We start from the raw sequence: 24469 nt of genomic DNA on the forward strand, positions 1-24469 counted from the left end.
TGACTAGTTCAAATTATGCGTCTTTCGGCTTTCTGATCTTAAGGGTAATTTGAAACACTCTATTCCCTTTATTAGCGATATCAGAATCCACCTTTTTGTAATTTAATCTCGATTTTACAAAGCTCTCTACAATTTCTCTTTCAGCGTTTACAGATAATACGACTACTTCTCCTTTGCTGTTTAAAGTAAATTCTATTTGGGCTTTTAATTCTCCTTGCTCTACTACAATTTCTGGGCTTTCTAATAGTAATGCAATTTGGTTTCTAAGCTGCTGCTCAGGGCTCTTTGTAGGGTTGTTGTTAGCAAACAATTGGCTAGTTCCTAGAACGATAGCGAATACTAAAATTAATAGCTTTTTCATTTTTTTTAGTTTTAAGATTTGAGTTTATAAAATTTTGTTGTTTTAATTCTACATGGCAAATTTATATTGGAATTGCAGTTTTTTTGGCTTTCGAATTTTATTAGAATGTGTGTTTTGAATTACGTTTAAGTTAAAATGGAAATGTTTTAACGTAAATTAAACTTTGAATACTATGTACTTTTTATATGTTTACTCCTCGACATTTATTGAGGAAGCGTTTTTTTGATACGATATTCTCAAGCAATCGAACGTAGAAATGCATTTTTTTAGTTTTTTGACAGGTTTGTAATGTTAGTTTAATGTTAAGTAAGGGTTTTGCCGTAATGCTTTTCTGGTGAGTTAAAAAGTTGGTATTCAATTTTTTGCATGTTAGCTAAATGTTAAACAATTTTTTTTTAGAAAACAAGATTAAAATATATAACAGTTTAAATAGAAGGATACGCTAAATGAAAAATCAATTACTTAAAGTGGCACTTGCGCAAATTTCGCCCGTATGGTTGGATAAGTCTGAAACATTAAAAAAAATAGAGAATTCAATTTCGGAGGCAGGATCTCAAAATGCAGAACTTATTGTTTTTGGTGAAGCTTTATTACCAGGATATCCTTTTTGGATAGAACTTACTAATGGAGCAAAGTTTAATAGTACGGTGCAAAAAGAACTACATGCGCATTATGCTCAAAACGCAGTAGTAATTGAAAATGGAGACCTAGATGGTATCTGTAAAATCGCAAAAGAAAAGCAAATTGCGGTCTACCTGGGGATTATAGAGAGGCCAACAGATAGAGGAGGGCATAGTTTATATGCATCTTTAGTGTATATTAATGAAAACGGAGAGATTAAATCTGTTCATCGTAAACTGCAACCTACTTATGAAGAGCGGTTGTCATGGTCACCAGGAGATGGTCATGGTCTGAAAGTTCACTCGCTTAAAGCGTTTACGGTTGGAGGGTTGAATTGTTGGGAGAACTGGATGCCGTTGCCTCGCACAGCATTATACGGCCAGGGAGAGAATCTACATATTGCAGTCTGGCCAGGAAGTGATTACAATACCAAGGATATTACCAGATTTATTGCTAGAGAGTCCAGATCCTATGTTATTTCTGTTTCCAGTTTAATGAGAAAAGAAGATATTCCAGTTACAACTCCACATCAGGATGAGATTTTGAAAAATGCTCCCGATGTTTTGGGAAATGGAGGATCTTGTATTGCCGGTCCTGACGGAGAGTGGGTACTAGAGCCTGTATTGCATAAAGAAGGACTTTTAATTGAAACTATAGATTTTAATAGAGTGCTGCAAGAAAGGCAAAATTTTGATCCTGTTGGGCACTATTCTAGACCAGATATTACACAATTAACTGTAAATCGAGAACGACAAAGTACAGTTTTTTTTGATAAAGAATAGTTGTTAATCCTATGTAGTAATCAATTATCTTTGCACAAAATTTATACTATGAGTCGAGGAGCAAATTTTGGTAAAGGAAACGGAAGAGGAAGGCAAGGGAATAACCCCAGAAGAAAAGGTAATTCACCAATAAAGAAAACTGGGGGAGTTTCAAAAAGTAATTCCAATTCTGATGAAATGCGACTCAATAAGTTTGTAGCAAACTCGGGAGTTTGTTCTAGAAGAGAAGCAGATCTCTATATTCAAACAGGAAGCGTGTGGGTAAACGGAAAGCCAGTTACCGAAATGGGGTATAAAGTAAAACTTACCGATGAAGTAAAATTTGATGGAAGGTTAATCACTCCCGAAAAGAAAGAATATATTCTACTTAATAAGCCGAAAGGATTTGTAACTACAACTAGTCCAGAAAAGAATAAAACGGTTATGCAGTTGGTGGCAAACGCTTCCAAAGTTAAACTAAAGCCAGTAGGAAGACTCGAACGTAATACTACAGGTTTATTGCTCTTTACCAATGATGTTGACTTAGAGAAGAAACTTACCCATCATAAAAATAATGTACGTAAGATTTTTCATGTGGAGTTGGATCGTAATCTTAAAATGGAGGATTTAGAAAAAATCAAAAGTGGGGTAAAATTAGAAGAAGGCTTTATTCAAGCCGATGATATTTCTTATATTGAAGGCTCTGGTAGAAATGAAATAGGTATTCAGCTACAATCTTCAAAAAACAATATTATCCACAAACTTTTTGAACATTTTAGATATGATGTTATTAAGCTAGATCGTGTAATTTTTGGAGGGCTTACCAAAAAAGATCTTCCACGGGGTCATTGGCGTAAGTTAACAGAACAAGAGGTGATTAATCTCAAGATGTTATAAGTTGAGGTTTTTGCCTTCGGTTTCTTACGATTTCCAAAATAAAAACAGTAAATACTGTAATATATTCTAGGCTTACCATCCATAGGTTTTCTTTAAAGTCCGGATGTATATAAGCGGTATAGCTAAAAATAATTACAAACGACCATGCCACGGGAAATTTGTACTTGGTAAATACGCAAAGAGATAAAGGTACTGCAATATACCATGGGTGTACGGTAGTAGATAAAAAGTAATAACAACAAATTCCTAATAGCATAGCAGTTGCCAATTGAGGTGTAGTTTTATTTTTTCTGAAGAAGGTTAAGCCGATCAAAATTGTAATAGTTACTAGGGGCAATATTTTGCCTGCAGTTTCGATAACGTTCCACCCAACAATTTGAAACCCGATCCATCGTATGATGAAAAAGATACTAGCGTTAAATTCAAAATTTTGAAACCAAAGGCTTATTGTCTTACTAAAGTTTTTGATAAATTCACTTGAAAGAAATGGGGCAAAAGTAATAGCAACACTAGCAATTACAATGGCATAGAACCCAATTAATTTGGGTGTGCCAGATAATAAATTACGCTTTATAGTAGCCTTTCCTTCTAAAGGAACAAATCTTTGAAAAAATAAAGGTAAAAATAATAGAGGTATTAGTTTCGTAGAAACTGATAAGGCGAGAACTACTGCGGCCCAATACCAATATCCCTTCTGTAGCAGGTATAAAGACCAGATTACAAAAAATACCATTACGGCTTCAAAGTGAAGATTTCCGGTAAGCTCTATAATGATAAATGGATTAAGTATATACCAAAAAATATGATGTTGTGGTAGATTACACATCTTTAGCAATTTTCTTCCGAAGTAAAAAGTACCTATGTCTGCTAAGATGATCAAGATTCTAAATACCATTGCAGACCCCAGTATACTTTTACTAGCAAATAGGGCAGCAATAAAATAGCAAAATTGGCTTATGGGTGGGTAATTGGTATAGTGACTTCCATTTAGTTCTCCCATGCCGCTATATAGTTCCTGTGCTTGTGCAATAGGAGGATTGCCTTGAGCAACCCATACTTCGGGAAGAGACAGATAAGGGTTAAACCCTTCGAGTAACATACGTCCATCCCAAATAAAACGATAAAAATCCTGAGATAAATTAGGAATGGCAAACATAAATACTATTCGAAATAGTAGAGCGGTAATGGCAAGAATTTTCCAATTATTCGGATTTTGTTGTATGATCTTGTAGGCTATAAAAAATAACGCAGTCCAAAGACTAATCATCTTAACAAAATCTGTACGTATCAATTGATAGGCAAAACTCCAGTAAAAGAGTATTCCCATGATAATAAGAAGTATGGAAAACGTATTATGTTTCCATTGTTGTAGCATTACAACTTAGAAGTTACAGATTTTAGAAAAACAAAACCAAATCCAAGGAATAGCATGATATGGAATAAGAATAACCCGAAGTCTTGTAATTTAAAAGCGCTATATAATGCAAATCCAAAATAGGCCATTAATCCTGCTTCTATAATTGTGTTTCCTGAGATATTCTTATTGATGTACTTATTGCCTTTCCAGGAATCTTTAAGCGATTTCACGTTAAATTTTGGAGTACGTACAAATTCACTCTTTTTTCCGAAATGACCTTCTAATACTGCCATAGAATTATGTACCGAGAATCCCATTGCTATAGAAAAGAATGTAAAGAACATCTTTATATATTCCATAAAATTCCAGAAGCCCTTACCGTGTATTTTCTTAAATGTATGCCAGTAGCAAAAGAAAAAGATTACTGTACTTAATGCAAAGAAAGCAATAACATTAAAATACCAACTAAACATAGGATTGCTGTTCTTGATATACATTACAGGTACACTAAGAACTGCAACAAGTAATACCAGTAAGAACATACTACTATTTAATAGATGGAAAAAACTATGAAACTTAGTTTTAAAGGGTACAGTTTTATCTCTAAGCAGTTTCCAATACAATTTTTGAAAATTCTCAGCGGCACCTTTATTCCATCTAAATTGCTGAGAACGTGCGGCACTTATCACCACAGGTAACTCTGCTGGAGTTTCTACTTCTTCTAAGTATTTAAATTTCCATTTTTTAAGCTGGGCTCTGTAACTTAAATCCAGATCTTCGGTAAGTGTATCTCCTTGCCAGTTTCCAGCATCTTCGATACATTTCTTTCTCCATACGCCTGCGGTTCCATTGAAGTTGATGAAATGATCTTTAAAATTTCTACCCACCTGCTCCATGGTAAAATGAAAATCTAAAGCAAAAGCCTGTATTTTGGTAAGCATTGAATAGTCTCTATTAATATGCCCCCAACGAGTTTGAACAACTCCGATGTTTTTATCCTTAAAATAAGGTATGGTTTGTAGTAACCATTTTTTACCTGGTAGAAAATCTGCATCAAAAATGGCGATGTATTCTCCTTTGGCAATTTTTAATCCTTCTTTTAAGGCTCCTGCTTTGAATCCCGTTCTATCTTCTCTACGTATATGTTGAATATCTAATCCCGTTTTTTGAAGCTTTTCTATATGTACAGCAGTGCTATGTACAGATTCATCAGTAGAGTCATCAAGTACTTGTATTTCTAATTTGTTCTTAGGGTATTCGAGCTCTGCTATATTATCTAACAAACGATCCATTACATAAAGTTCATTAAACACTGGTAATTGAACAGTTACATTAGGGATCTCTTCGTCGTTATTAAAATCAAAAGTAGGCGAGTTGTCGGGCTCTTTTCTAGATTTTAAATAGTTCACTAGCAGATTCAGTTGGGCCAGACTATACATAAATATAATGAGTAGGGCCAATGTGTAGGTTATGATGATAGCAATATCCATTATGAAAAGCTATATTTAAAAATCCAACTTAAAATCTTAACGCCTGCAAATATAGCACCTTTTATGGTTCCTGAAACTTTTGAGACACCAATTCTCTTTTTGTAACGAACAGGAACTTCGGTATAGCTATAACGTTTCTTTAACACTTTTAACTGCATTTCTACCGTCCAACCATAGGTTTTATCAACCATTTCAAGAGATAGGAGTTTGTTGTACTTCATAGCTCTAAAGGGGCCAAGATCGGTAAATTTTGCATTAAAAAAAAGTTTCATTAGGCTTGTAGCTAGCCAATTACCGAAGATTTGAGGAAATGTCATCGAACCTTTTTCACGAAGTTCTTTTACTCTGGAGCCGATGACCAAATCTACATCATCTTCTATTATCGGGTTCACTATTTTGGTTAGTTCTTCTGGGTAATCGCTATAATCGCCATCTAAAAAAACTATAATTTCTGGTTTGATCTCTTGCTCCTCAATATATTTCATGCCTTTCAAGCAAGCATAGCCATATCCTTTTCTTTCTTCCTGTAAAACGGTAGCACCAGCATTTTTGGCAACACTTTCTGTTTGATCTGTAGAATTATTACTCACTACAATGACTTCAGATACAACATCTGGAATTTCATTAATAACATGTGCAATAGAATCTTCTTCGTTAAAAGCAGGTATGATAACTTTAATTATTGGTGGCATTATAGAGAAGCGTTGGGATTATCTCTTTTAAAACTGAAAACATCTGTCCATTCTCCTGTTTTTACATCGTTAATATAACGTTCAGCTTTAAAAAGTTTATTGTTTTTATACAATAGGCAATATCCTTCTTTTTTATTATTTTGATATTGGTATTTTCTTGTTATTCCGTTCGCAATATCGTAAATAATCCACCATTTTTCGGCTTTGTCATTAACAAAATGACCTTCTTTAAGTAATTTGCTTTCTTTGGAGTAGTAATACCAATACCCGGTTTTTTGATTTTTTCTGAAATGTCCCTCATGTGATACTCTGCCGTTAGGGTAGTAAAAATGCCAGAAATCGACCTTGGTTTCTCCTTCTTTCCAACCTTCGGCCTTTAAGGTGCCATCGCTGTAATACTCATAATGATATTCTTTTTGGGAGAAAGCTGTTTGTCCCCAAAGCATCAAGGTAAAAACGAAAAGTATTAATTTCTGGTTCATGAATATTGGTTTATAATACTGCATTAGACGAAAGCCAAAAGTGATACTAACATTTTTTTTAAAGTTAATCATAAAAAAATGCCACACCTAAAATTAAGTATGGCATTTCATAAGTAAGTATTCCAAATTCTAAGGTCTTATTTCTTATTTACATAGTTCATAAGATCAATATCATTTCCTAGTAGAACTTCATTTGAGTTTATTCTACCGTCTAATTTGTCATTTTCTAGTTTCAATACTCCTCGTGGACAAACCGCAGAACATATTCCGCAGCCTACACAACTTGAACGAACAATGTTTTCGCCCTTTTGCGCATATGATCGTACATCGATTCCCATTTCACAATAGGTAGAACAATTTCCGCAGGAGATACATTGTCCTCCGTTGGTAGTAATTCTAAATTTTGAGAATAATCGTTGTTGGAATCCAAGAATTGCTGCCATAGGGCATCCAAATCGACACCAAGCCCTATTTCCAAGAATAGGATAGAAACCGGTTCCTATTACTCCAGAAAAAATAGACCCAATATATAGTCCATAAGCAGATCTCATAGTTCCAGCTTTGATTAAAAAGACTTGATCTGTAGTTCCTGTAAAATGCATGGCAATAAGGGCGATGATCACTACAAAATAACCTATGGCACCATATCTGGCATCTTTGCCTAACTCTTTTCTTTTAAATGCTAGAACTCCTACAAAAACAAGTGTTAAGAAAACTGCAACGCTTATTAGGAAAACATCTTTTGTTAACCAATATTTCTTTGGGTCATACCCTAGATAAGTATATACCACTGCTGTAGTCATTACTACAGAAAACACAAGTACTGTGTGAATCAACCATCTTTCTAATTTCCAGGCGCTAACTTTTTTACTAGATAATTGTCTAAATGCATCACCTGCTGTTTCGGCTAATCCTCCACAACCACATACCCATGAGCAATACCATCTTTTTCCATATTTGTATGTAAGAAATGGAGAAATGACAAAAATTGATAATATTCCTAACGCTAATAGACTCAGTCCTATAGTCTCGGTTTTAATAAAGGCATCTATTCGATATTGATCGAAGTTGTAATAATTTAAAGGCCACATGTTTTTGAGATCGTAGTATGGTACATCAGAATTCATGACATACATAAATTCTGGAATCAAAAAGGCGAAACCTAGCTGAAAGAACATTACCGATACAGTGCGTAATTGTTGATATCTGTTATGGCGATATTTCAATATAAACTTATACCCAAAAGCAAGAATAGCAATTGTATATAAAGTTCCATAAACGAACCATTGGCTTGCAGGTCTGCCGCTTAGTAAGTTACTTAAGGGGTCGAATAATGAGATTAAGCCGGTATTTGACTCTCCATTGGTTCCCATTCCTAATAATTCTGGGTAAAAATATAGAACAATATAAAATGCTGTTAGTCCGACTCCGGTGAGCCAGCCTATTATCCCTCTAGATGAAATAGATTTGAACCACACGCCATCATTTTTAATTCCTTCGAGTTTGGTTAAATATGCATTATTAGCATATAAAATCGTACCTACAGATATAAGTACCAAAGATGCTGTTAAGAATACTCCTAAGTTTGGAAGATCGATATTAAAAAGTGCTAATCCTAAAATAATAAGTCCTACAAAACCAATTGCTAGTGCTATTTTTTGTTTGGTAGTAATACCCTTTGCATCTGGACTGGCAAGGGACATGCTATGATTTAATTTATTACTCATTGTTATATTTTTTAATCTCATAGGTAGTGTGACTCCATGAGGTTACTACGTTTAGTTTTGGTTAAGCCGTTTGAAGTTTGGAGTTATGATAGGCCGAAAGAATTTCGGTTTCGTATCGGTTATAGAATTCTGGATCAAAATTGGCTTCTGCCAAATTGAACATTACAAAATCAACATCCTTTTGTTCGTTTAACCAACGATCAAAAACCTCATGACGCATTCGTATTCCGAAGGTATTAATGCCCAAAAACTGTTTAGTGTCTTTGTGATAAGAAACAGTAATGCATTTGGTATCATCTTCATGAATCCAATGAAATTGTTCTTCGTATTCTTTAGGTTGCCCAAATACCCAACCATAGGTTTGGTATTCTATATCCATGAATTTTGCACTATTAAACCAATGTCCGGGTTTATATTCAATTCTATTGCCGCAAATTGTTTGCGCAACCGTTTCTCCCATCATTCGTCCCGTATACCAAACGGCTTCGATAGGTCTTCTAAGTCCTATACCTTCATGTTGTTCTGCACAATCTCCTATAGCGTATATGTTTTGGATATTGGTTTCTAAAAATCGATTTACTTTTACACCACGACCAAGTTCAATTCCTGAATCTTTAAGGAAACTGATATTTGGAGAAACTCCTGCAGTTAAACCTACTACGTCACAATCAATAACTTCTCCTGTTTCTTGAATGACAACAGCTTTAGCTTTTCCGTTTTCATCGGCAATAATCTCTTTTAGGTTTACGCCTAAGCGAAGATCAATATGATGATTTTTAATATGTCTGTTTATCATGCCACTTTCTCCAGCGGGTAATACACCGTTCCAAAAACTATCTTCTCTAACCAAAAAGGTAACTGGAATACTTCTGGAATGTAGCATTTCTGCTAGCTCTATACCAATAAGTCCGCCACCCACAACTACCGCACGTTTGCAAACTTTATTATTTGGAGCATACTTTTCCAGATTTTCAAGGTCTTGTTTATGATACATTCCCATAACACCGTCAAGATCTTGCCCTGGCCAACCAAATTTATTTGGTTTAGAACCTACTGCGATTATAAGTTTGTCATATGGCAGAGTTTCACCAGATTCGAAAATAACTTCGTTAGAAGCGTGGTTAACTTTAGAAACAAACCCATTTTTAAGTTCTATTTTATTTTTTTTCCAAAACCAATTTTCGTAAGGTTGGGTGTGTTCAAACTTCATGTGCCCCATATATACATACATTAGTGCTGTACGAGAAAAGAAATAATTTGTTTCTGCAGAAACGATCGTTATTCTTTTATCAGACATCTTACGAATATGTCTTGCAGCAGTAACCCCTGAAATTCCATTTCCGATAATTACTATGTGTTCCATATAAAATAGTTGTTGATTGTCAATTTATTACTTAGAAGTGATCACTTCCCGAAGTAAGTCGTATATAAATATAAGAACTTAAGTGGTCTAATTAATTTAGAATGAGTCTAAAAATTAACACCTCTGTAAGGATTTAGAGTTTTTGTCGAACATGTTTTTTTATCTTATAAGTAGATAAATGAGAATATGATAAAAATTTTCTTTTCATGTAAGTAGCTCATTTACGATTCGACTGAATGCCCGTTGCCGAGGTAAATTTTAACATAACAAAATTATAATTGAGTTCAGTTTATTGGATTCTCAAAACAGCATAACTATGAAAAAGATAATAATCATACTAACACTACTGGTGGGTCATCTTACCTATGCTCAAAGTACCAATGATTTTTTTGCCAAGGCAGATACATTTTTTAAAACATATGTCTCTAATGGTCGTGTAAAATATGAGGCGATTAAGAAAAGCCCAGCTTCTTTAGATGAATTGGTAGAGATGGCATCAAAGATAAAAGTGTCTAAAAGTCAACCTAAAACATTTCAATCTTTTTATATCAATGCGTATAACCTTGCTGTAATTAAGGGGATAGTAGCTAAATATCCGGTAAAATCACCATTACATATTAAAGGTTTTTTCGACAAGACTACCTATACTATTGCAGGTAAACCAACTACCTTAAACGATCTTGAAAATAAGATTCTTAGAAAAAATTTCCCGGGAGAAGCCAGATTTCACTTTGCTTTGGTGTGTGCTGGATTAGGATGTCCTCCAATTATTCCGGAAGCATACAAGCCTTCAGCTTTAGATAAGCAATTACAACGTCAAACTGTAAAAGCTTTGAATAATCCAAAGTTTATCAAAGTGAAAGGAAATAAAGTGCAGTTATCACAAATTTTCGAATGGTATAAAGAAGATTTTACCAGAAAAGGGTCTGAAATTGACTATGTAAACCTTTTTAGAAAAGAGAAACTACCTGCTAAGGCTAAAATTTCTTACTACGCTTATGACTGGACATTAAACGCAATCAAATAATAATCACATTAATTAACGATATATCATTAAAATAGGGTAATTGGATTTATAGGTGTTTTAATGATATAGTAAATACACAAAAAATGAAATCAGCTAAAAAAATTGCAACCACTTTTTTACTTTTATTTGCTATCACCTTTGGGTTTGCGCAAGATGACGACGATCAAGGAGGATCGGTAATTCAAACCTTAACCCCTTCTAAACTTATCGGGAAAGGGCAATACGATATAAAATGGTTTAATAATTTATATACGCAAACCGAAAGCACATTTACTGACGGTACTGAGCCTAGGCAAACTTTTTTTACTTCAACCGTAGAAGCATATACTGGAGTTGGAGAAAACAAGCGTTGGAATCTTGGTGTAATTCTAGAATTTAGATCTAATGTAGTTGCTGATCGTGGAGCTTTAGAAGTATTTCAGTTTGATGGGGAGCGCAACACAGCCAGATCTGGTTTTACATCTATCGCACCTTCGGTGAAGTTTGTTCCTTTAAAAAACGTCAACAATTTTTCGATCCAGAGTTCCTTTTTTATTCCTTTGGTAGATAACGAAACAGAAAATGGAGTTTTCCTAGATCAGAATGGATTTATTTGGCAAAATAGATTTTTCTATGACTATACCTTCCCTGGAAATAAATTTCAATTATTTACAGAGTTGAATTCTGAGTTAAATTTTGGTAAAGAAGAAGATAGTTTTGCTAATAATAGTTTGAGACTAACGCCAGGAGTGTTCTTTAGTTATTTCCCCAGTTCGAAGTTTACTGTCCTGGCTTTAGCGCAACATTCGGAACTAGTTGATTTAGGAAATGATTTTGATCAGAGTTTTACAGCTCTTGGGGGAGGTGCAAAATACCAATTAACAAATGAGCTAAACATAGAAGCGTTGTATACCAATTTTGTTGATGGAAGAAACACTGGGTTAGGAGAAACTTTTAATATAGGATTAAGAGCAGTATTCTAATAATATTGTATTTTCAGCAGTAAAAAAGAATGCGAAAAGTTTTTTTACTGCTGTTTATAATCATCTTTTGTGGCTGCTCGGGTCAGCCATCTAAAATAAATGGGATAAGTTTTGTAGGATCTCCTCAAGAAATAAATGCTGCTCATGTAGAACCTGTAGTAGAGGTCAATGCAAATTGGGCAGCAGTTATGCCATTTGGATTTTTGAGAGATCTGGAAACACCTAATGTAGTTTTTAATGTAGAAAGACAATGGTGGGGAGAACGACGAGATGGTGCCAAAAGAACAATAGAACTGCTTAATGAAAGAGGAATTAAGGTAATGCTCAAACCTCAAATTTGGGTTTGGCATGGAGAGTTTACCGGAAATATTAACATGAATTCTGAAGAACAATGGAAACAATTAGAGAAATCATACAAAGAGTTTATAGTGCTTTACGCGCAATTGGCCGAAGAAATGAAGGTGCCCATACTATGTATAGGTACAGAGTTGCATACGTTCGTGCAGACCAGACCAGAGTATTGGAGCGAATTAATCAAAGAGATAAGAGGAATATATAAAGGTAAATTGACCTATGCCGAAAACTGGGATCAGTTTGACCGAGCTCCGTTTTGGGGTCAATTAGATTATATAGGTATCGATGCCTATTTTCCCGTGTCGCAAAACCAATCGCCAAGCCTTGAAGATTGTAAACAAGGGTGGCAGAAACATAAAAAAGAAATAATAGCATTAAAAGATAAGGTTAAAAAACCTGTGCTATTTACAGAATATGGATACCGAAGTATTCAATATACGGGTAAAGAACCGTGGGATTCTAGTCGATATTCTGGAAAAGTAGATCTAAAGGCGCAAAATAATGCAATAACAGCTTTATATGAGGAATTCTGGGGAGAATCCTGGTTTGCCGGAGGGTTTTTATGGAAATGGTACCATAATCATAAGGAAGTAGGAGGAGAAAATAACAATAGGTTTACCATTCAAAATAAACCATCAGAAAAAATAATAAAAGAGCTGTACTCAATAAACCAATGAACCTTCACACTTTTTTTCTATTACTTTTTATAACTACCGCAGGTTTTGCGCAAAACAAAACTATATCTGAAGTTATCATTCAGGGAAATAAAAAAACAAAAACTTCAGCACTAGTAAAGCTTACCAATATGAGAAAAGGGAATGTTTTAGATTCTTTAAAGATTGAAGAAGATATCAAAAGACTTAAGAGATTACCATCTATAGCGCATGCATATTATCAGGTACATGAAAAGGAAGAGGGATATCACGTAGTGTACGGGGTAGAAGAAAACTTCACTATTATTCCTTCTGCTAATATATACACAACCAACGATGATGAGTTTGCTTTTAGAATAGGGCTCTATGAGTTCAATTTATTTGGACAAAATGTGACTTTTGGTGGGATTTATCAAAATGATATTTATAGCTCCTACAGCGTAAATCTAAGAGCACCTTTTCTATTTAGTAAGAGATTGGGGCTGGCCATTAATCACAGTAATATTACTACAGAAGAGCCTGTTTTTTTAAGTAGCGGTACCGCAGATTATAAGTATAACAATACATCTTACGAAATTCTCGGGTTGTACCAATTCAATTTTCAAAATAGAATAGAACTAGGAGTAAACTATTTTAATGAAGATTATGAGTATAAAAGAGGGATCACAGAAGAAGGAACACCATTAGATTTTGATGTAAACAAACTTCTATATAAGTTCATATATGAGTATGATAACCTGAATTATGATTTTCAGTATGTATCTGGATTTAAAAGTACATTTAATATGCAGTATGTCATAAGCACAGAAAATGTACTACCAGATTTTATTATCGGGTGGAACGACTTTTTGTATTATCATAGAGTAGGAAAAAAGGGAAATTGGGCCTCTCGCCTGCGTATGGGCCTTGCTACCAATGATGATTCCCCTTTTGCACCATTTGCTGTTGATAATAATCTAAATATTCGTGGTGTTGGAAATACAATTGATCGAGGGACAGGAGTTATTGTTTTAAATACCGAGTATAGACATACATTATATGAGAAAGATTGGTTTATTATGCAGAGTAATGTTTTTGTAGATGGTGGCAGTTGGCGTAATCCTGGGGGAGATTTTGGAGATTTTGGAGACACTCAGAATTTCCGTATTTACCCTGGAGTAGGATTACGATTCATACATAAAAGAATTTTTAATGCTATTTTTAGAATAGATTATGGATATGGAGTTACCGAAGATGCTACCAATGGATTTGTTTTTGGTATTGGACAGTATTTTTAAAGTACCGTACTTCAATTTTTAAGTTTGGATTTATCTTTTCGATCATTTATAATTCCTTAATTTTATACTATTATAAACCATTTAACCCCTAATAATGACTATTAACACCGCAGATCTTTGGGATGAATTTACCGAAGAGTTAACCCTGTTAAATTTAGACCTTAAACACTTTGGTAAAAAAGATAGTTTTTTTGGAGAAGTAGTTACTTTAAAACTACATGAAGACAATACTTATGTAAGAAAAGTACTCGAAGAACCAGGAGAAGGTAAGGTTTTGGTAGTTGATGGAGGAGGTTCAAGACGATGTGCTTTGGTTGGTGATAATATTGCAAAATTAGCCATAGATAACAAGTGGGAAGGTATTATTGTGTATGGTAGTATTCGAGATTCTAAAGAAATTAATACCATGAATATAGGTATTAAAGCATTAGGAACGTGCCCTGTTAAAAGCATCAAAAGAAATGTAGGCCTTCGAGGAGAGAATTTAATCATAGAAGGTACAAATATTGCAAATTCACAATATATCTATGCAGATTGGGATGGAGTTGTTTTGGCAAATAGAAAATTAGTTTAACCAGCAGTAATCACTAGTATTCTAAATTAAGAAACTACCTTTTCTTTATAATATCGGTATAAGTCTTCAGAAGAGGCTCCCATCCACCTTCTCATATGTATATTAAGGAAATGATATTGTAATCGCCAAACACCTATTTCCCGGTATTTTCTTGCAGAAGTAATTACATATTGTGGGATAATCACAAATTGATTAATGGCAAAAAGGCGGTCTACCAAATCGTTATCTTCATACACGATATAAGATTCATCATATCCGTTTACCTCGTCAAATAAATCTTTAGTAATAAATTGACTTTGATCTCCTCCTCTACATCGTTTACTTTCAAATTGTGTTAGCCACCCTAAAAAACGCAGCCAAGGATGGTTAGAATCAAATTTCATTCTAAAACATCCTGCATTATTGCCTTTTTTAACCTCATTCAAAATGAAATGGTCATAATGTTTAGGGGGATACGAATCTGCATGGAGAAAATATAGAACTCGCCCTTTGGCAACTTTGGCTCCACTGTTTAATTGTATGGCTCTTCCTTTTGGAGAAGAAATAAGGCTGACTTTGGGATTGTTTTCTTTTATACATTGAAGAATTACCTCTAAGGAGTTATCCTCACTGCCTCCATCTACAACAATAATTTCTTCTAGGTTTTCTTGCGAATAGCTATTCTGAAATAAGTAGGAAAGCAGCTTACAAATTGTAGCTGCTTCATTGAGTATAGGAATAACAATCGATATTTTCAACTTAGGAGTATTAAAATTGGGCTATAAATGTACTCATTTAAGTGTGTTATTCTGTATAATTTGTCTCCTAATCTAGGGCAAATGCTGAGGATGCTTTTTTACCTTCATTTAACCCCCAGTTGTAATTCTTATATCCTTTTTTAGGTTGATTTTCAATTTTTACAGCAGAATATCTATTGATAAAATCTTTTACATCTCCTCCATTTACTTTGAAGTCCTTTTTGTACCATGTAAATATTTTAGATACGCTCACTTCAGAGTCGGTAATAGTGTTTCTTAAAGGGTCGTTGATAAACTTGCTAGTTTGTTGATCCAGGGCTGTATGTAAATTATCTGCTGTGTAAGCTCTGTTCCAGACTACTGGACAAGAAATAGAAGCGCAGTTGATAGCAAAATGAATTCTTGGATCACCAAATTTTCTTAAGATTTTATGTTCTAATTCTCCTAGACTGTGCCATACACCGTCAATTTTGAAGAATTTTTTGTCCCATGGGTTTTCAAGATCCTTAATGCTCTTGATAGGGTAACTATCTATTACTAATTTAATAGTATATGCATTATATGCATTGATCCAGTAAGCTAATTTTTCTTCTCTAGACCAACTTTCCTGAGGCGGATTTTCTGATAATTGTCTGAAATATCTATATAATTGAGAGCTATCTCTCATAAAACCGTCATAATCTACCAAACCATCTTCAGAGACATTTAATAGTAAAGCTTGATCCCATACGCTATGGTCAAAACTTTGTTGTGCGTTTGTTTGATTAAAAAATAATATTGTGAATAGTGTTAGTATAAATGCTGGAGCTTTCATGCTTATAGTTTTTTAGAATGGTTATTACTTCGTCTTTCTCTTTTATTCCTGTAATTTGAAACTTAACAAACCGGTTAATCGTTATTTACCGATTTAGTAGAGAATGCTAAATTGACCTTACATAAAAACTCGTTTTTTTGAACTTTGTAATGATTGGGTTATTACCAAATAATGATGGCAAGAAATAAGCCATTTAAAGTTTAAATAGCTTGTAATAAGGTGATTATTGTTGATTTTGATCGATATTCTATGTGTCCGATTATTAGATTTTGATACTTAAAATCTTTGTGAAAATTTTAACTTTTGTTGTATGTAATCGAGGTTACATCTTTAGAAGATATTGGGGTGAAATTCACTCCAAATAGTTTACTCATTTAACGTCCAATCGTATTTTACAAAGGTTTTCTTTGCATTAAAACTGATTTTGATTTTTGAGTATTTGTTTAGAAAATCGATTAATGAACCTTCTGTTTTAAAATCCTTTCCGAACCATGAAAATATTTTAGACAATTGTATCTTATTTGTAGTAATAATATTGCGTTGGGAGTCATTAATAAAGCTAATCGATAGGTTATCTAACTCCTTATTTACATTTTGTGCCGTAAAAGCTTTGTTTAGCAGCTTAGGGCATGAAAAAGAGGCACAGTTTATCCCGAAATGAATTCTTGGGTCTCCCATTTTTCTTAATATTCGATGTTCAACATCATTTAATGTATACCATTTGGTTCCCAATTTAAAGAATCTTAAATCCCAGGGGTCTTTAATATCTTTTATGCTCTGCAAAGGATAATTATCTATAATTAGTTTTACGGTAAATGCATTATATACATTAATCCAATAGGCTAGTGTATTTTCTTTACTCCAATTTTCTTCGGGCATGTTTTCACTAAGAGAGGTTAAGTATGTTTTGAATACTTTTCTATTTTGTTTAAAACCTTTGTAGTTTACTTTTCCGTCACTAGAAACATATTTTGATAATAAATCATTCCAGGTGCTGTGATCAAAAGCTTCCAATATAACCTCAGCATTGTCATTTGTTTCTGGTTTTTCTTGTCCAGAAACGTTGCTGCCTGTGTCATCTAGTTTTACATGAGTTTCAGATTCTTTTTTATCATGACTTTCGTTATTGGTTTCAGGAACTATTTGCTCGATAATACCATCGGGAGCTTTTTCTTCAATAGGAATTTTAATTTTAACGGTATCAGATTTTACTTGGGATTTTTGTGACTGTTCTTGTGTGTCTATAGTATTTGTTTGTTGAATGGCTGCTTTACTTCCACCACATGCAAAAGTTAAACAAATAGCAAATATGAAAAGTATTTTGTTCATTTTTATTTGGGTTAAATTACAAGAGATGAAACACAAAAAACGATAACGTTTATCGATGAAGTTATCTCTCTTAGTATAGTAGTACCAAACTTTGGGCCACACTATAAAATTGAAATGAGATGTAATCTTTTTTGTTTTCTGTATTACGAATTCCTTACAGTAACTTTTGGTCGGTGATATTGTAATTACCTGTCAAATTATTTTTCATTTAAACTCCAATTGTAAGTCATATACCCGTCTTTAGGTATTTTATTAATTTTGACATCAGAGTATTGATTAATGAAAGCCGCTACATCACCATTATTAAAATCATCTTTGTACCATTCGAAGATTTGAGAGATATTAATTTTCTGATTGGTAATGATATTTCTCATGGGGTCATTGATGAAATCTCGGGTGCATTTTTCCATAGCCTCTTCAATATTTTGAGCAGTATAAGCTCTATTCATCAATTTTGGAGAGGAAAAGGAAGCGCAATTTATAAGGAAGTGAACTCTAGGTTCATTGAATTTTCTCAGGATTTTATGTTCTATATCATCCAGGCTATATCTTTTATCTTTTATTCTGAAGAATTTTTGATTCCAAGGGTCATGCAATTCATTAATATCCTTAACAGGGTAATTATCAATGATCATTTTAACCGCAATAGAGTTATATGCGTTGATCCAGTAGGCTAATTTTTCTTCTCTAGACCAATTTTCGGTAGGAGGATTTTCTGAAAGCGATCTAAAATACTTGTAGAATAATGGGCTATCTTTAATAACACCTTCATAATTCACTTTTCCGTCTTCTGAAACATTTAGAATGAGAATCTGATCCCAAACAGAATGATCCAAACTGTTCTGCGCATTTATTTGGGGACATAATAGTACAAGAATCGCCACAAGTACTAGGTAATTTTTTTTCATCACAAGTAGGTTTTAATGTTGTTTAAATTATTGAAAATGAAAGGTTTTTGAAACTTTGGGTGCTATAAAAGAACAAAAAATGCCGATAAAATGCAAATTTTATAGATGAAATGCATTACTTTCTAATGCTACTCCTTAAAACACAATTGATAGATTGTACAATTTATATGGATTGTGTATCATTGTAATCGAACTATTTATATATGATTAGTACAGAATTTATACTTCCCTGCGGGGCCAAGTTGAAAAATAGACTGGTAAAATCTGCCATGACAGAACGTATTAGTAATAAGAATTTTGAGCCAACAGTTGGTCTTGAAAGATTATATAAGCAATGGTCAGATTCTGGCGCGGGATTATTAATAACAGGAAACGTTGTGATTGATCGAAGGCATCTTGAATCTGCAGGTAATGTGTGTTTTGATGATGAGCATATGTTACCTAAGATACGTTCCTGGGCTAGAGAGGCTACATCAAATGGAAATCATGCGTGGGTACAGATTTCTCATTCTGGTAGACAAACCAACAAATTTAGTACAGGAAGGCCTTTGGCTCCTTCTGAAGTGCAGTTGAAGAAAATGGGACTCTTTGGAAAGCCAAAAGCGATGACCGAAGAAGATATTCAAGATGTTATTAAAGGTTTTGTAAATGCTGCTAAAATATCCAAAAATGCGGGTTTTACGGGTGTTCAGATACATTCTGCCCATGGGTATTTGTTAAGTCAATTTTTGTCGCCTATAACCAATAAAAGAACAGATAAATGGGGCGGTAGTATCGAAAATCGAAGCAGACTTTTAATCACTATCATTAGAGAAGTTCGAAAAGAAGTTGGGAACGATTTCCCAATAGCGGTGAAGTTAAATTCTGCCGATTTCCAAAGAGGTGGATTTATCGAAGAAGAATCTTTGGAGGTTGTAAAGATGCTGGATATAGAAAGAATAGACTTATTAGAAATTTCTGGAGGCACTTACGAAAAACTTGCTTTTTTTATACTTAACGAAGAGGGGAAAGAAGTAAAAGAGAGCACAAAGAGAAGAGAGGCCTACTTTATAGAGTTTGCGAAAAAAATTAGAGCGATAAGTAATTTACCTTTAATGATTACAGGAGGTTTTAGGTCTTACGGGTTTTGTAACGAAGTATTACAAAGTGGTGAGGTAGATCTTATTGGTATGGCTCGCCCATTTATTACAAATATGAAAGACATTCCAGGTTTTCTTGAGGGAGAAGTTCCAGTGTTGGAGAATTTAGTGGTGAGAACAGGAATGAAACAATTTGAAGATGCAGCAGAAGGAGGTTTTTATGCAAGGCAATTAATACGATTTTCAAAAGGAAAAGAGCTCAAAGTAAATATGAGTCCATTGTGGTGTTCAATGTTTTTAATTATCTATGAATTTAGAAAGGCAATGGCTAAGAAGTTTTTATAAAAAGAAAGCCGAAAACATAATGTTGTTTCCAGCTTTCGGGTTATAGTTAATTAGCCTTAATTTTTAACAGCATCCACCACCATCATAATGGTAGGTAGATTCGCTTATAAAGATATCATCTCTTCCTAAGTCTGCTAAGGCTCCCGCTGTTTTATCGCATACTGCAATAGGCTGGTTTTTTAGTAAAACATGCCCTTTTTTATCATCGAAATAATCTTCATCTCCAAAATATATAGCAGCTTTACCCGTAAACACACAAGGTCCATCTTTTGGCATAGGGTCTTTAATAGCAGCTACTTCAATAGATTCTATATAGATTAATTCATCAGTATCATAATTTTTAGGATCCAAAATTCGATAAGGTTTACGGGCTCTAATTTCAATAGTTCCAAATCCAACATCTGTAAGTGCTTTTACATACTCTGCTATGGGTAAGCTACCACTTAAACATAATGCTCTTAAACGTTCATCATTTCGAAGATTATCATTCATAGGCTGCTCACAAGTAGGATCACTCATTACCAATCTCCCGTGAGGCTTAAGTACTCTGTACATTTCTTCTATAGCCTTTTTGAGATCATCTTCTTTAAAGATATTGAATAAACAATTTTGAGCGGCAACATCTACACTATTATCTTCCAAAGGAAGGTTAAGCGCATCACCGTATCTAAGATCTACAAAATCACTATTGAACCAGTCATTTTGAGCCTCAGCTTCTTTGAAATTTTTTCTTGAAGCTTCTAGCATTTCTTCTACTACATCAACACCAATAACACCATGTTTTTGACGAGAGAAATAAGAAAATTGGAGTAATTCCATTCCACCTCCAACACCAACGTATAATATTTTCGGGTTATTTGTTAAGTCTCTTGCATTTACTGTACTACCGCAACCATAATTCATTTCCTGCATAATTTTAGGAATTTTGAGTCCGGGTAGTTCCCAAATAGGATTTGTAGTACAGCATAAACCAACATCTGGTGTTAGTGCTGCTTCCTTATATACATCATGTGTAGTATCTAAATAGCTCATAAATCGAATTTTGTCTTTCCTTTAGAGTGGAAATATAAGTTATTTTGGGTTATAATTTATGTTAGTCTGAAAATGAAGATAAAACTTTCAAATCAGCAACATTATTTTTTAGTAGTATTATAGTGTGGTTATTAATTCTTTAAATAGAGCAATCATTTCAGGCTCTGCTTTACCTGCCATGGCAATGATCTCATCGATATCTATGGGTTTTAAGTTATCTGGATCACATTCATCGGTTAGTACTGATACTGCTGCAACGGGTAAATCTAGATGATTAGCTACAATTACTTCGGGGACAGTACTCATTCCCACTGCATCGGCTCCTATAGTTTTAAGGTAGCGATACTCTGCACGTGTTTCCAGCTGCGGTCCAAGAACAGAAGCATAAACTCCTTTATGAAGGTTAATATTCTTAGTTTTTGCTATGTTTTCAAGTTTTTTATTAATCTCGAGGTCATATGGTGCGCTCATATCGGTAAATCTACTTCCCAATTGCTCAACACCTTTAAAAGCCAACGGAGAACCGCCTTGAAGATTAATGTGATCATCAATAAGCATTAATTCACCTTTTTTGAAGTTTAGGTTTACAGCTCCTGATGCATTTGAAACTAAAAGTGTTTTAACACCAAGTTTATGCATAATTCTTACAGGGTATGTTACGTCTTGCAAAGAGTATCCTTCATATAGGTGAAATCTACCTTGCATAACCACTACAGTTTTTCCTTCAAGGGTTCCATAAATTAATTTCCCTTTATGAAACTCAACGGTAGCCGTGGGAAAATTAGGAATATGATTATAACTTATCTCTTTAATAATCTCTATCTCATTGATAAGTTGTCCTAGTCCTGTTCCCAGAATAATCCCGATTTCTGGGTTTTCAAAGCCTCTTTCGACAAGAAATTCAGTAGTTTCTTCAATATATTTAATCATATGGTTATTTTATAAATTTTTGAAAAACGTCGATATTTTGGATGTCTTCATAATAGTCTATATCGTTTCGTTCTTCAAGTAATTTTACGTTTTCATTTTCTAAATCAATAAGGGTATCTTTTAAAACCGTATCGGTTCCCCATTCTTTATTTCTAAATACTCGTGAATTTAATGATTTCATTCCGAATAAATAATATCCACCGTCCTGGGCTGGGCCAATTACATAGTTATGAGTTTCTAAAGCTGCAAAAGCATTTTCTATATCGTTTTGATTTAAGTCATAAATATCACTCCCAATAATAACAATATTTTCATATCCCTCGGTAAATCCTTTCTGAAATGCATTTTCCATTCGTTTTCCCAAGTGGTCTCCAGATTGTTGTTTCTTAGTATAAATTTCTGAGTCCCAAATATCATTATCTCTAACTTTAACAGAATAATGTACTTCTTTGGTTGCATGGAGGTTTTGGGTAATCTCTACAGTATGTTGTAATAAGAACTTGTAAATATCTAGTGCGGCTTGATCCCCAATAGTTGCCGCTAAACGTGTTTTACATTTACCCAATTCTGGATTTCGGGTAAAAATCATGAGTAGGTTTTTTTCTTTCATGTATGATATTGGTCACTAGTAATAAGCAACATTTAAGCATTTAATTTGAATATACCTTTTGCCCTTTCACCAGCCATTTTTCCCATTCTTTTGAGCAAGGATGAACATTTTCAGTCAATTCACCTTCAGAATTTACTACAGGATGATCATTATTTTTCCATTCAAAAATACCACCATATAGATTATAAACTTTTGAAAATCCTGCTTCTTTCAGCTTTTCCGAAATATCTTCAGACCGAACACCTAAACTGCAATATACAACTATGGGTTGATCTTTGTCGATGTTGTTTTTTAGAACGTTGCTAATATTAAAACGGTTGTAACCAACTAGCGTTGCATTTTTAATATGGCTAATTTCAAATTCTTGCGGTTCTCTCGCATCAAATAGTAGCACTTGATCCTGAATTTTAGTAAGCTCACTCACCGTTATATAAGGGATATTTTCCTTATTGAATGTTTTTAATAGTTCGGCTAATGAGTTTTGAGCATTGCCAAAATAATAAATAAACAGAAAGGTAAGGAATAGAAAAGTTCGTTTCATAAATGTTTTGGGGCTTAGTAATTATGCAACGGTTCCTTGACAGCTACTTCCTGCACCGGCAGTACAACCGTAACAGTGTTGAGAAATAACGATGTTTCTGTTCTGAAGCAGTTCTTCATTATACTCACTAATATGTTTTACCTTGCTAGCTACCTTAAGATCGAGCATTTGATTAAAATCACAATCGTATAACCAGCCGTCCCAACTTACAGAAATAGTATTTGTACACATAACATTGGCTACAGCGGCAGGATTATAAGCTTCAACCAATGCATACATATAGTCTTCATAATTTTCAGAAGCAATGAGATAATCCAAAAACCTACTAATAGGTAAGTTGGTAATAGCAAAAAGATTATGGAATTGTATTCCAAAGTCTTCTTGTAATGCTTTTTTGAAGTCTTTTTCCATGGCTGCTTGATCTCCTGGTAAAAAGGCACCCGAAGGATTGTATACCAAATCTAATCTTAGATCACTGTCGGGCATACCATAACCTCGATCATTAAGCTCTTGAAGGGCTTTGATAGATTTGTCAAAAACACCATCACCTCTTTGTTTATCTGTCTTACCACGAGTCCAATGAGGCATAGAAGATACCACGTGTACATTGTGTTTTTTGAAGAAGTCTGGTAAGTCGTAATATTTTTTGTTTGCTCTTATAATGGTAAGATTACTTCTTACAATAAAATCTTTAATTCCTGCTTTACTTGCTTCCTCAACAAACCATCTAAAATTTGGGTTCATTTCTGGAGCTCCTCCTGTAAGGTCAAGCGTATGTGCTCCTGTTTTTTTTATAACTTCAAGGCATTGTTGCATTGTTTCTTTGGTCATAATTTCTTTTCTATCAGGCCCTGCATCTACATGACAATGTTCGCAAACCTGATTGCACATATACCCTACATTAATCTGTAAGATTTCCAGCTTTTTAGGACGAAGGGGGAATTGATCAATTTCTGCAATTTTATCTGAGAATTTTGGTAATTCACCACTCGCAAAAATTCCATTATTAAGAATTTCCAGCTGCCTATTGGCATTGGCCAATTGATCATTTCTTTTATGTAAAGATTGCTTTTTCTTAGTTTCTGACATCATTTTCTTTTGTTGGATTTTTTACTCTTAAGGAGAGCTCCAAAAGATTAAAAACCATGTTTTAGAAAAACTATGTTGCGTTACATAGATAGTTTTTCGTATTTATTCATCATTTGTACTCCGTGTACCAGAGTAGCACCACTTTCTATTGCAGCACCTGCATGCACTGCCTCCATCATCTCTTCCTTTGTAATCCCTCGTTGAAGACCATCTTTTGTATAAGCATCAATACAATAAGGGCATTTAACAACATGAGAAACGGCCAAAGCGATCAACGATTTTTCTCTGGCGCTCAAAGCTCCTTCTTCAAATACCTTTCCATAATAATCAAAGAATTTAGTACCAAGTTCTTCACTCCATTCTGTGATTTTTCCAAATTTCCTTAGGTCTGAAGGGTCATAATATGTTTTAGACATATGCTATTTTTTTAAACAATTGTTTTAAATAATTTAAGTCG

General features: G+C 34.0%; 25 protein-coding genes. 8 read left to right on the forward strand and 17 right to left on the reverse strand.

Features of this window, described 5'->3' with window-relative positions; all coding sequences use genetic code 11:
• Positions 1-13: 13 nt before the first annotated feature.
• Positions 14-361 (reverse strand): hypothetical protein, encoded by a 348-nt coding sequence (locus M0D21_RS06005; RefSeq protein ID WP_248327545.1) that lies wholly within the window; start codon positions 359-361, stop codon positions 14-16.
• Between the two features lie 446 nt (positions 362-807).
• Here M0D21_RS06005 and M0D21_RS06010 point away from each other — a divergent pair, with 446 nt between their 5' ends.
• Positions 808-1764, forward strand: coding sequence for a carbon-nitrogen hydrolase family protein (locus tag M0D21_RS06010; RefSeq protein WP_248327546.1), 957 nt, complete (start codon positions 808-810; stop codon positions 1762-1764).
• 48 nt (positions 1765-1812) lie between these two features.
• A complete protein-coding gene (locus tag M0D21_RS06015; protein ID WP_248327547.1) occupies positions 1813-2640 on the forward strand; it encodes a pseudouridine synthase in 828 nt (275 codons plus the stop codon).
• Here M0D21_RS06015 and M0D21_RS06020 read toward each other — a convergent pair.
• The 6 genes from M0D21_RS06020 to M0D21_RS06045 form a co-directional block, all read right to left on the reverse strand.
• A complete protein-coding gene (locus M0D21_RS06020) occupies positions 2627-3967 on the reverse strand; it encodes a mannosyltransferase (RefSeq protein WP_248327548.1) in 1341 nt (446 codons plus the stop codon). The two genes, M0D21_RS06015 and M0D21_RS06020, sit on opposite strands and share 14 nt — an antisense overlap.
• A 47-nt stretch (positions 3968-4014) precedes the next feature.
• Entirely contained in the window at positions 4015-5487 is a 1473-nt protein-coding gene (locus M0D21_RS06025) for a cellulose synthase family protein (protein WP_248327549.1), read from the reverse strand.
• Positions 5487-6179 carry a glycosyltransferase family 2 protein gene (locus M0D21_RS06030; protein ID WP_248327550.1) on the reverse strand — a complete coding sequence of 231 codons (693 nt, stop codon included), beginning with the start codon at positions 6177-6179 and terminating at the stop codon, positions 5487-5489. The genes M0D21_RS06025 and M0D21_RS06030 overlap by 1 nt, the downstream gene beginning before the upstream one ends.
• Entirely contained in the window at positions 6179-6661 is a 483-nt protein-coding gene (locus M0D21_RS06035; RefSeq protein ID WP_248327551.1) for a toxin-antitoxin system YwqK family antitoxin, read from the reverse strand. The genes M0D21_RS06030 and M0D21_RS06035 overlap by 1 nt, the downstream gene beginning before the upstream one ends.
• Positions 6662-6798: 137 nt before the next feature.
• Positions 6799-8388: a 4Fe-4S binding protein gene (locus tag M0D21_RS06040; RefSeq protein ID WP_248327552.1), complete on the reverse strand. Its 1590-nt coding sequence runs from the start codon at positions 8386-8388 to the stop codon at positions 6799-6801.
• Between the two features lie 61 nt (positions 8389-8449).
• Positions 8450-9751, reverse strand: a complete 1302-nt coding sequence (locus tag M0D21_RS06045; RefSeq protein WP_248327553.1) for an NAD(P)/FAD-dependent oxidoreductase — start codon at positions 9749-9751, stop codon at positions 8450-8452.
• A gap of 316 nt (positions 9752-10067) precedes the next feature.
• Between M0D21_RS06045 and M0D21_RS06050 the strand changes: the two genes are divergently transcribed.
• From M0D21_RS06050 to rraA, 5 genes are all read left to right on the forward strand, one after another.
• On the forward strand, positions 10068-10778 hold the full coding sequence (locus M0D21_RS06050; protein ID WP_248327554.1) for a DUF547 domain-containing protein: 711 nt from the start codon (positions 10068-10070) through the stop codon (positions 10776-10778).
• A gap of 83 nt (positions 10779-10861) precedes the next feature.
• On the forward strand, positions 10862-11740 hold the full coding sequence (locus tag M0D21_RS06055; RefSeq protein WP_248327555.1) for a hypothetical protein: 879 nt from the start codon (positions 10862-10864) through the stop codon (positions 11738-11740).
• A gap of 29 nt (positions 11741-11769) precedes the next feature.
• Positions 11770-12771, forward strand: a complete 1002-nt coding sequence (locus M0D21_RS06060; protein WP_248327556.1) for a glycoside hydrolase family 113 — start codon at positions 11770-11772, stop codon at positions 12769-12771.
• Entirely contained in the window at positions 12768-14024 is a 1257-nt protein-coding gene (locus M0D21_RS06065) for a POTRA domain-containing protein (protein ID WP_248327557.1), read from the forward strand. Before M0D21_RS06060 ends, M0D21_RS06065 begins: the two co-directional genes overlap by 4 nt.
• 94 nt (positions 14025-14118) lie before the next feature.
• Entirely contained in the window at positions 14119-14598 is a 480-nt protein-coding gene (gene rraA / locus M0D21_RS06070) for a ribonuclease E activity regulator RraA (RefSeq protein ID WP_248327558.1), read from the forward strand.
• 26 nt (positions 14599-14624) lie between these two features.
• Here the strand turns inward: rraA and M0D21_RS06075 are convergent, their stop codons facing one another.
• The 4 genes from M0D21_RS06075 to M0D21_RS06090 form a co-directional block, all read right to left on the reverse strand.
• Positions 14625-15335 carry a TIGR04283 family arsenosugar biosynthesis glycosyltransferase gene (locus tag M0D21_RS06075; RefSeq protein WP_248327559.1) on the reverse strand — a complete coding sequence of 237 codons (711 nt, stop codon included), beginning with the start codon at positions 15333-15335 and terminating at the stop codon, positions 14625-14627.
• Between the two features lie 67 nt (positions 15336-15402).
• Positions 15403-16149 carry a DUF547 domain-containing protein gene (locus tag M0D21_RS06080; RefSeq protein ID WP_248327560.1) on the reverse strand — a complete coding sequence of 249 codons (747 nt, stop codon included), beginning with the start codon at positions 16147-16149 and terminating at the stop codon, positions 15403-15405.
• 366 nt (positions 16150-16515) lie between these two features.
• The gene (locus M0D21_RS06085; protein ID WP_248327561.1) at positions 16516-17478 is read right to left on the reverse strand and encodes a DUF547 domain-containing protein; all 963 of its coding nucleotides are present in this window, start codon (positions 17476-17478) and stop codon (positions 16516-16518) included.
• A gap of 197 nt (positions 17479-17675) precedes the next feature.
• Positions 17676-18386 carry a DUF547 domain-containing protein gene (locus M0D21_RS06090; protein ID WP_248327562.1) on the reverse strand — a complete coding sequence of 237 codons (711 nt, stop codon included), beginning with the start codon at positions 18384-18386 and terminating at the stop codon, positions 17676-17678.
• A 203-nt stretch (positions 18387-18589) separates the two neighbouring features.
• On the opposite strand from M0D21_RS06090, the gene M0D21_RS06095 reads away from it, so the two are divergent.
• Positions 18590-19810, forward strand: a complete 1221-nt coding sequence (locus tag M0D21_RS06095; RefSeq protein WP_248327563.1) for an NADH:flavin oxidoreductase/NADH oxidase family protein — start codon at positions 18590-18592, stop codon at positions 19808-19810.
• 63 nt (positions 19811-19873) lie between these two features.
• Here the strand turns inward: M0D21_RS06095 and arsM are convergent, their stop codons facing one another.
• The 6 genes from arsM to M0D21_RS06125 form a co-directional block, all read right to left on the reverse strand.
• Positions 19874-20842 carry an arsenosugar biosynthesis arsenite methyltransferase ArsM gene (gene arsM / locus M0D21_RS06100; protein ID WP_248327564.1) on the reverse strand — a complete coding sequence of 323 codons (969 nt, stop codon included), beginning with the start codon at positions 20840-20842 and terminating at the stop codon, positions 19874-19876.
• Between the two features lie 117 nt (positions 20843-20959).
• A complete protein-coding gene (locus M0D21_RS06105) occupies positions 20960-21772 on the reverse strand; it encodes a purine-nucleoside phosphorylase (RefSeq protein ID WP_248327565.1) in 813 nt (270 codons plus the stop codon).
• 4 nt (positions 21773-21776) lie between these two features.
• A complete protein-coding gene (locus tag M0D21_RS06110; protein ID WP_248327566.1) occupies positions 21777-22382 on the reverse strand; it encodes a TIGR04282 family arsenosugar biosynthesis glycosyltransferase in 606 nt (201 codons plus the stop codon).
• Between the two features lie 40 nt (positions 22383-22422).
• Entirely contained in the window at positions 22423-22923 is a 501-nt protein-coding gene (locus M0D21_RS06115; RefSeq protein ID WP_248327567.1) for a rhodanese-like domain-containing protein, read from the reverse strand.
• A 21-nt stretch (positions 22924-22944) separates the two neighbouring features.
• Positions 22945-24015 (reverse strand): arsenosugar biosynthesis radical SAM (seleno)protein ArsS, encoded by a 1071-nt coding sequence (arsS, locus tag M0D21_RS06120; RefSeq protein ID WP_394802449.1) that lies wholly within the window; start codon positions 24013-24015, stop codon positions 22945-22947.
• A 77-nt stretch (positions 24016-24092) separates the two neighbouring features.
• The gene (locus M0D21_RS06125; RefSeq protein WP_248327568.1) at positions 24093-24428 is read right to left on the reverse strand and encodes an arsenosugar biosynthesis-associated peroxidase-like protein; all 336 of its coding nucleotides are present in this window, start codon (positions 24426-24428) and stop codon (positions 24093-24095) included.
• Positions 24429-24469 lie beyond the last annotated feature (41 nt).

The sequence above is a fragment of the Aquimarina acroporae genome (genome assembly GCF_023195925.1).
Classification (GTDB): domain Bacteria; phylum Bacteroidota; class Bacteroidia; order Flavobacteriales; family Flavobacteriaceae; genus Aquimarina; species Aquimarina acroporae.

What these genes read in the sequence shown, in the direction of transcription:
- M0D21_RS06055 (WP_248327555.1), top strand. Translation starts at nt 10,862, where the DNA reads ATGAAATCAGCTAAAAAAATTGCAACCACTTTTTTACTTTTATTTGCT.
- M0D21_RS06050 (WP_248327554.1), top strand. Translation starts at nt 10,068, where the DNA reads ATGAAAAAGATAATAATCATACTAACACTACTGGTGGGTCATCTTACC.
- M0D21_RS06115 (WP_248327567.1), bottom strand. Translation starts at nt 22,923, where the DNA reads ATGAAACGAACTTTTCTATTCCTTACCTTTCTGTTTATTTATTATTTT.
- M0D21_RS06080 (WP_248327560.1), bottom strand. Translation starts at nt 16,149, where the DNA reads ATGAAAGCTCCAGCATTTATACTAACACTATTCACAATATTATTTTTT.
- M0D21_RS06040 (WP_248327552.1), bottom strand. Translation starts at nt 8,388, where the DNA reads ATGAGTAATAAATTAAATCATAGCATGTCCCTTGCCAGTCCAGATGCA.
- M0D21_RS06010 (WP_248327546.1), top strand. Translation starts at nt 808, where the DNA reads ATGAAAAATCAATTACTTAAAGTGGCACTTGCGCAAATTTCGCCCGTA.
- M0D21_RS06015 (WP_248327547.1), top strand. Translation starts at nt 1,813, where the DNA reads ATGAGTCGAGGAGCAAATTTTGGTAAAGGAAACGGAAGAGGAAGGCAA.
- M0D21_RS06110 (WP_248327566.1), bottom strand. Translation starts at nt 22,382, where the DNA reads ATGAAAGAAAAAAACCTACTCATGATTTTTACCCGAAATCCAGAATTG.
- arsS (WP_394802449.1), bottom strand. Translation starts at nt 24,015, where the DNA reads ATGATGTCAGAAACTAAGAAAAAGCAATCTTTACATAAAAGAAATGAT.
- M0D21_RS06045 (WP_248327553.1), bottom strand. Translation starts at nt 9,751, where the DNA reads ATGGAACACATAGTAATTATCGGAAATGGAATTTCAGGGGTTACTGCT.
- M0D21_RS06025 (WP_248327549.1), bottom strand. Translation starts at nt 5,487, where the DNA reads ATGGATATTGCTATCATCATAACCTACACATTGGCCCTACTCATTATA.
- M0D21_RS06020 (WP_248327548.1), bottom strand. Translation starts at nt 3,967, where the DNA reads ATGGGAATACTCTTTTACTGGAGTTTTGCCTATCAATTGATACGTACA.
- rraA (WP_248327558.1), top strand. Translation starts at nt 14,119, where the DNA reads ATGACTATTAACACCGCAGATCTTTGGGATGAATTTACCGAAGAGTTA.
- arsM (WP_248327564.1), bottom strand. Translation starts at nt 20,842, where the DNA reads ATGAGCTATTTAGATACTACACATGATGTATATAAGGAAGCAGCACTA.
- M0D21_RS06035 (WP_248327551.1), bottom strand. Translation starts at nt 6,661, where the DNA reads ATGAACCAGAAATTAATACTTTTCGTTTTTACCTTGATGCTTTGGGGA.
- M0D21_RS06125 (WP_248327568.1), bottom strand. Translation starts at nt 24,428, where the DNA reads ATGTCTAAAACATATTATGACCCTTCAGACCTAAGGAAATTTGGAAAA.
- M0D21_RS06060 (WP_248327556.1), top strand. Translation starts at nt 11,770, where the DNA reads ATGCGAAAAGTTTTTTTACTGCTGTTTATAATCATCTTTTGTGGCTGC.
- M0D21_RS06085 (WP_248327561.1), bottom strand. Translation starts at nt 17,478, where the DNA reads ATGAACAAAATACTTTTCATATTTGCTATTTGTTTAACTTTTGCATGT.
- M0D21_RS06005 (WP_248327545.1), bottom strand. Translation starts at nt 361, where the DNA reads ATGAAAAAGCTATTAATTTTAGTATTCGCTATCGTTCTAGGAACTAGC.
- M0D21_RS06065 (WP_248327557.1), top strand. Translation starts at nt 12,768, where the DNA reads ATGAACCTTCACACTTTTTTTCTATTACTTTTTATAACTACCGCAGGT.
- M0D21_RS06095 (WP_248327563.1), top strand. Translation starts at nt 18,590, where the DNA reads ATGATTAGTACAGAATTTATACTTCCCTGCGGGGCCAAGTTGAAAAAT.
- M0D21_RS06030 (WP_248327550.1), bottom strand. Translation starts at nt 6,179, where the DNA reads ATGCCACCAATAATTAAAGTTATCATACCTGCTTTTAACGAAGAAGAT.
- M0D21_RS06090 (WP_248327562.1), bottom strand. Translation starts at nt 18,386, where the DNA reads ATGAAAAAAAATTACCTAGTACTTGTGGCGATTCTTGTACTATTATGT.
- M0D21_RS06105 (WP_248327565.1), bottom strand. Translation starts at nt 21,772, where the DNA reads ATGATTAAATATATTGAAGAAACTACTGAATTTCTTGTCGAAAGAGGC.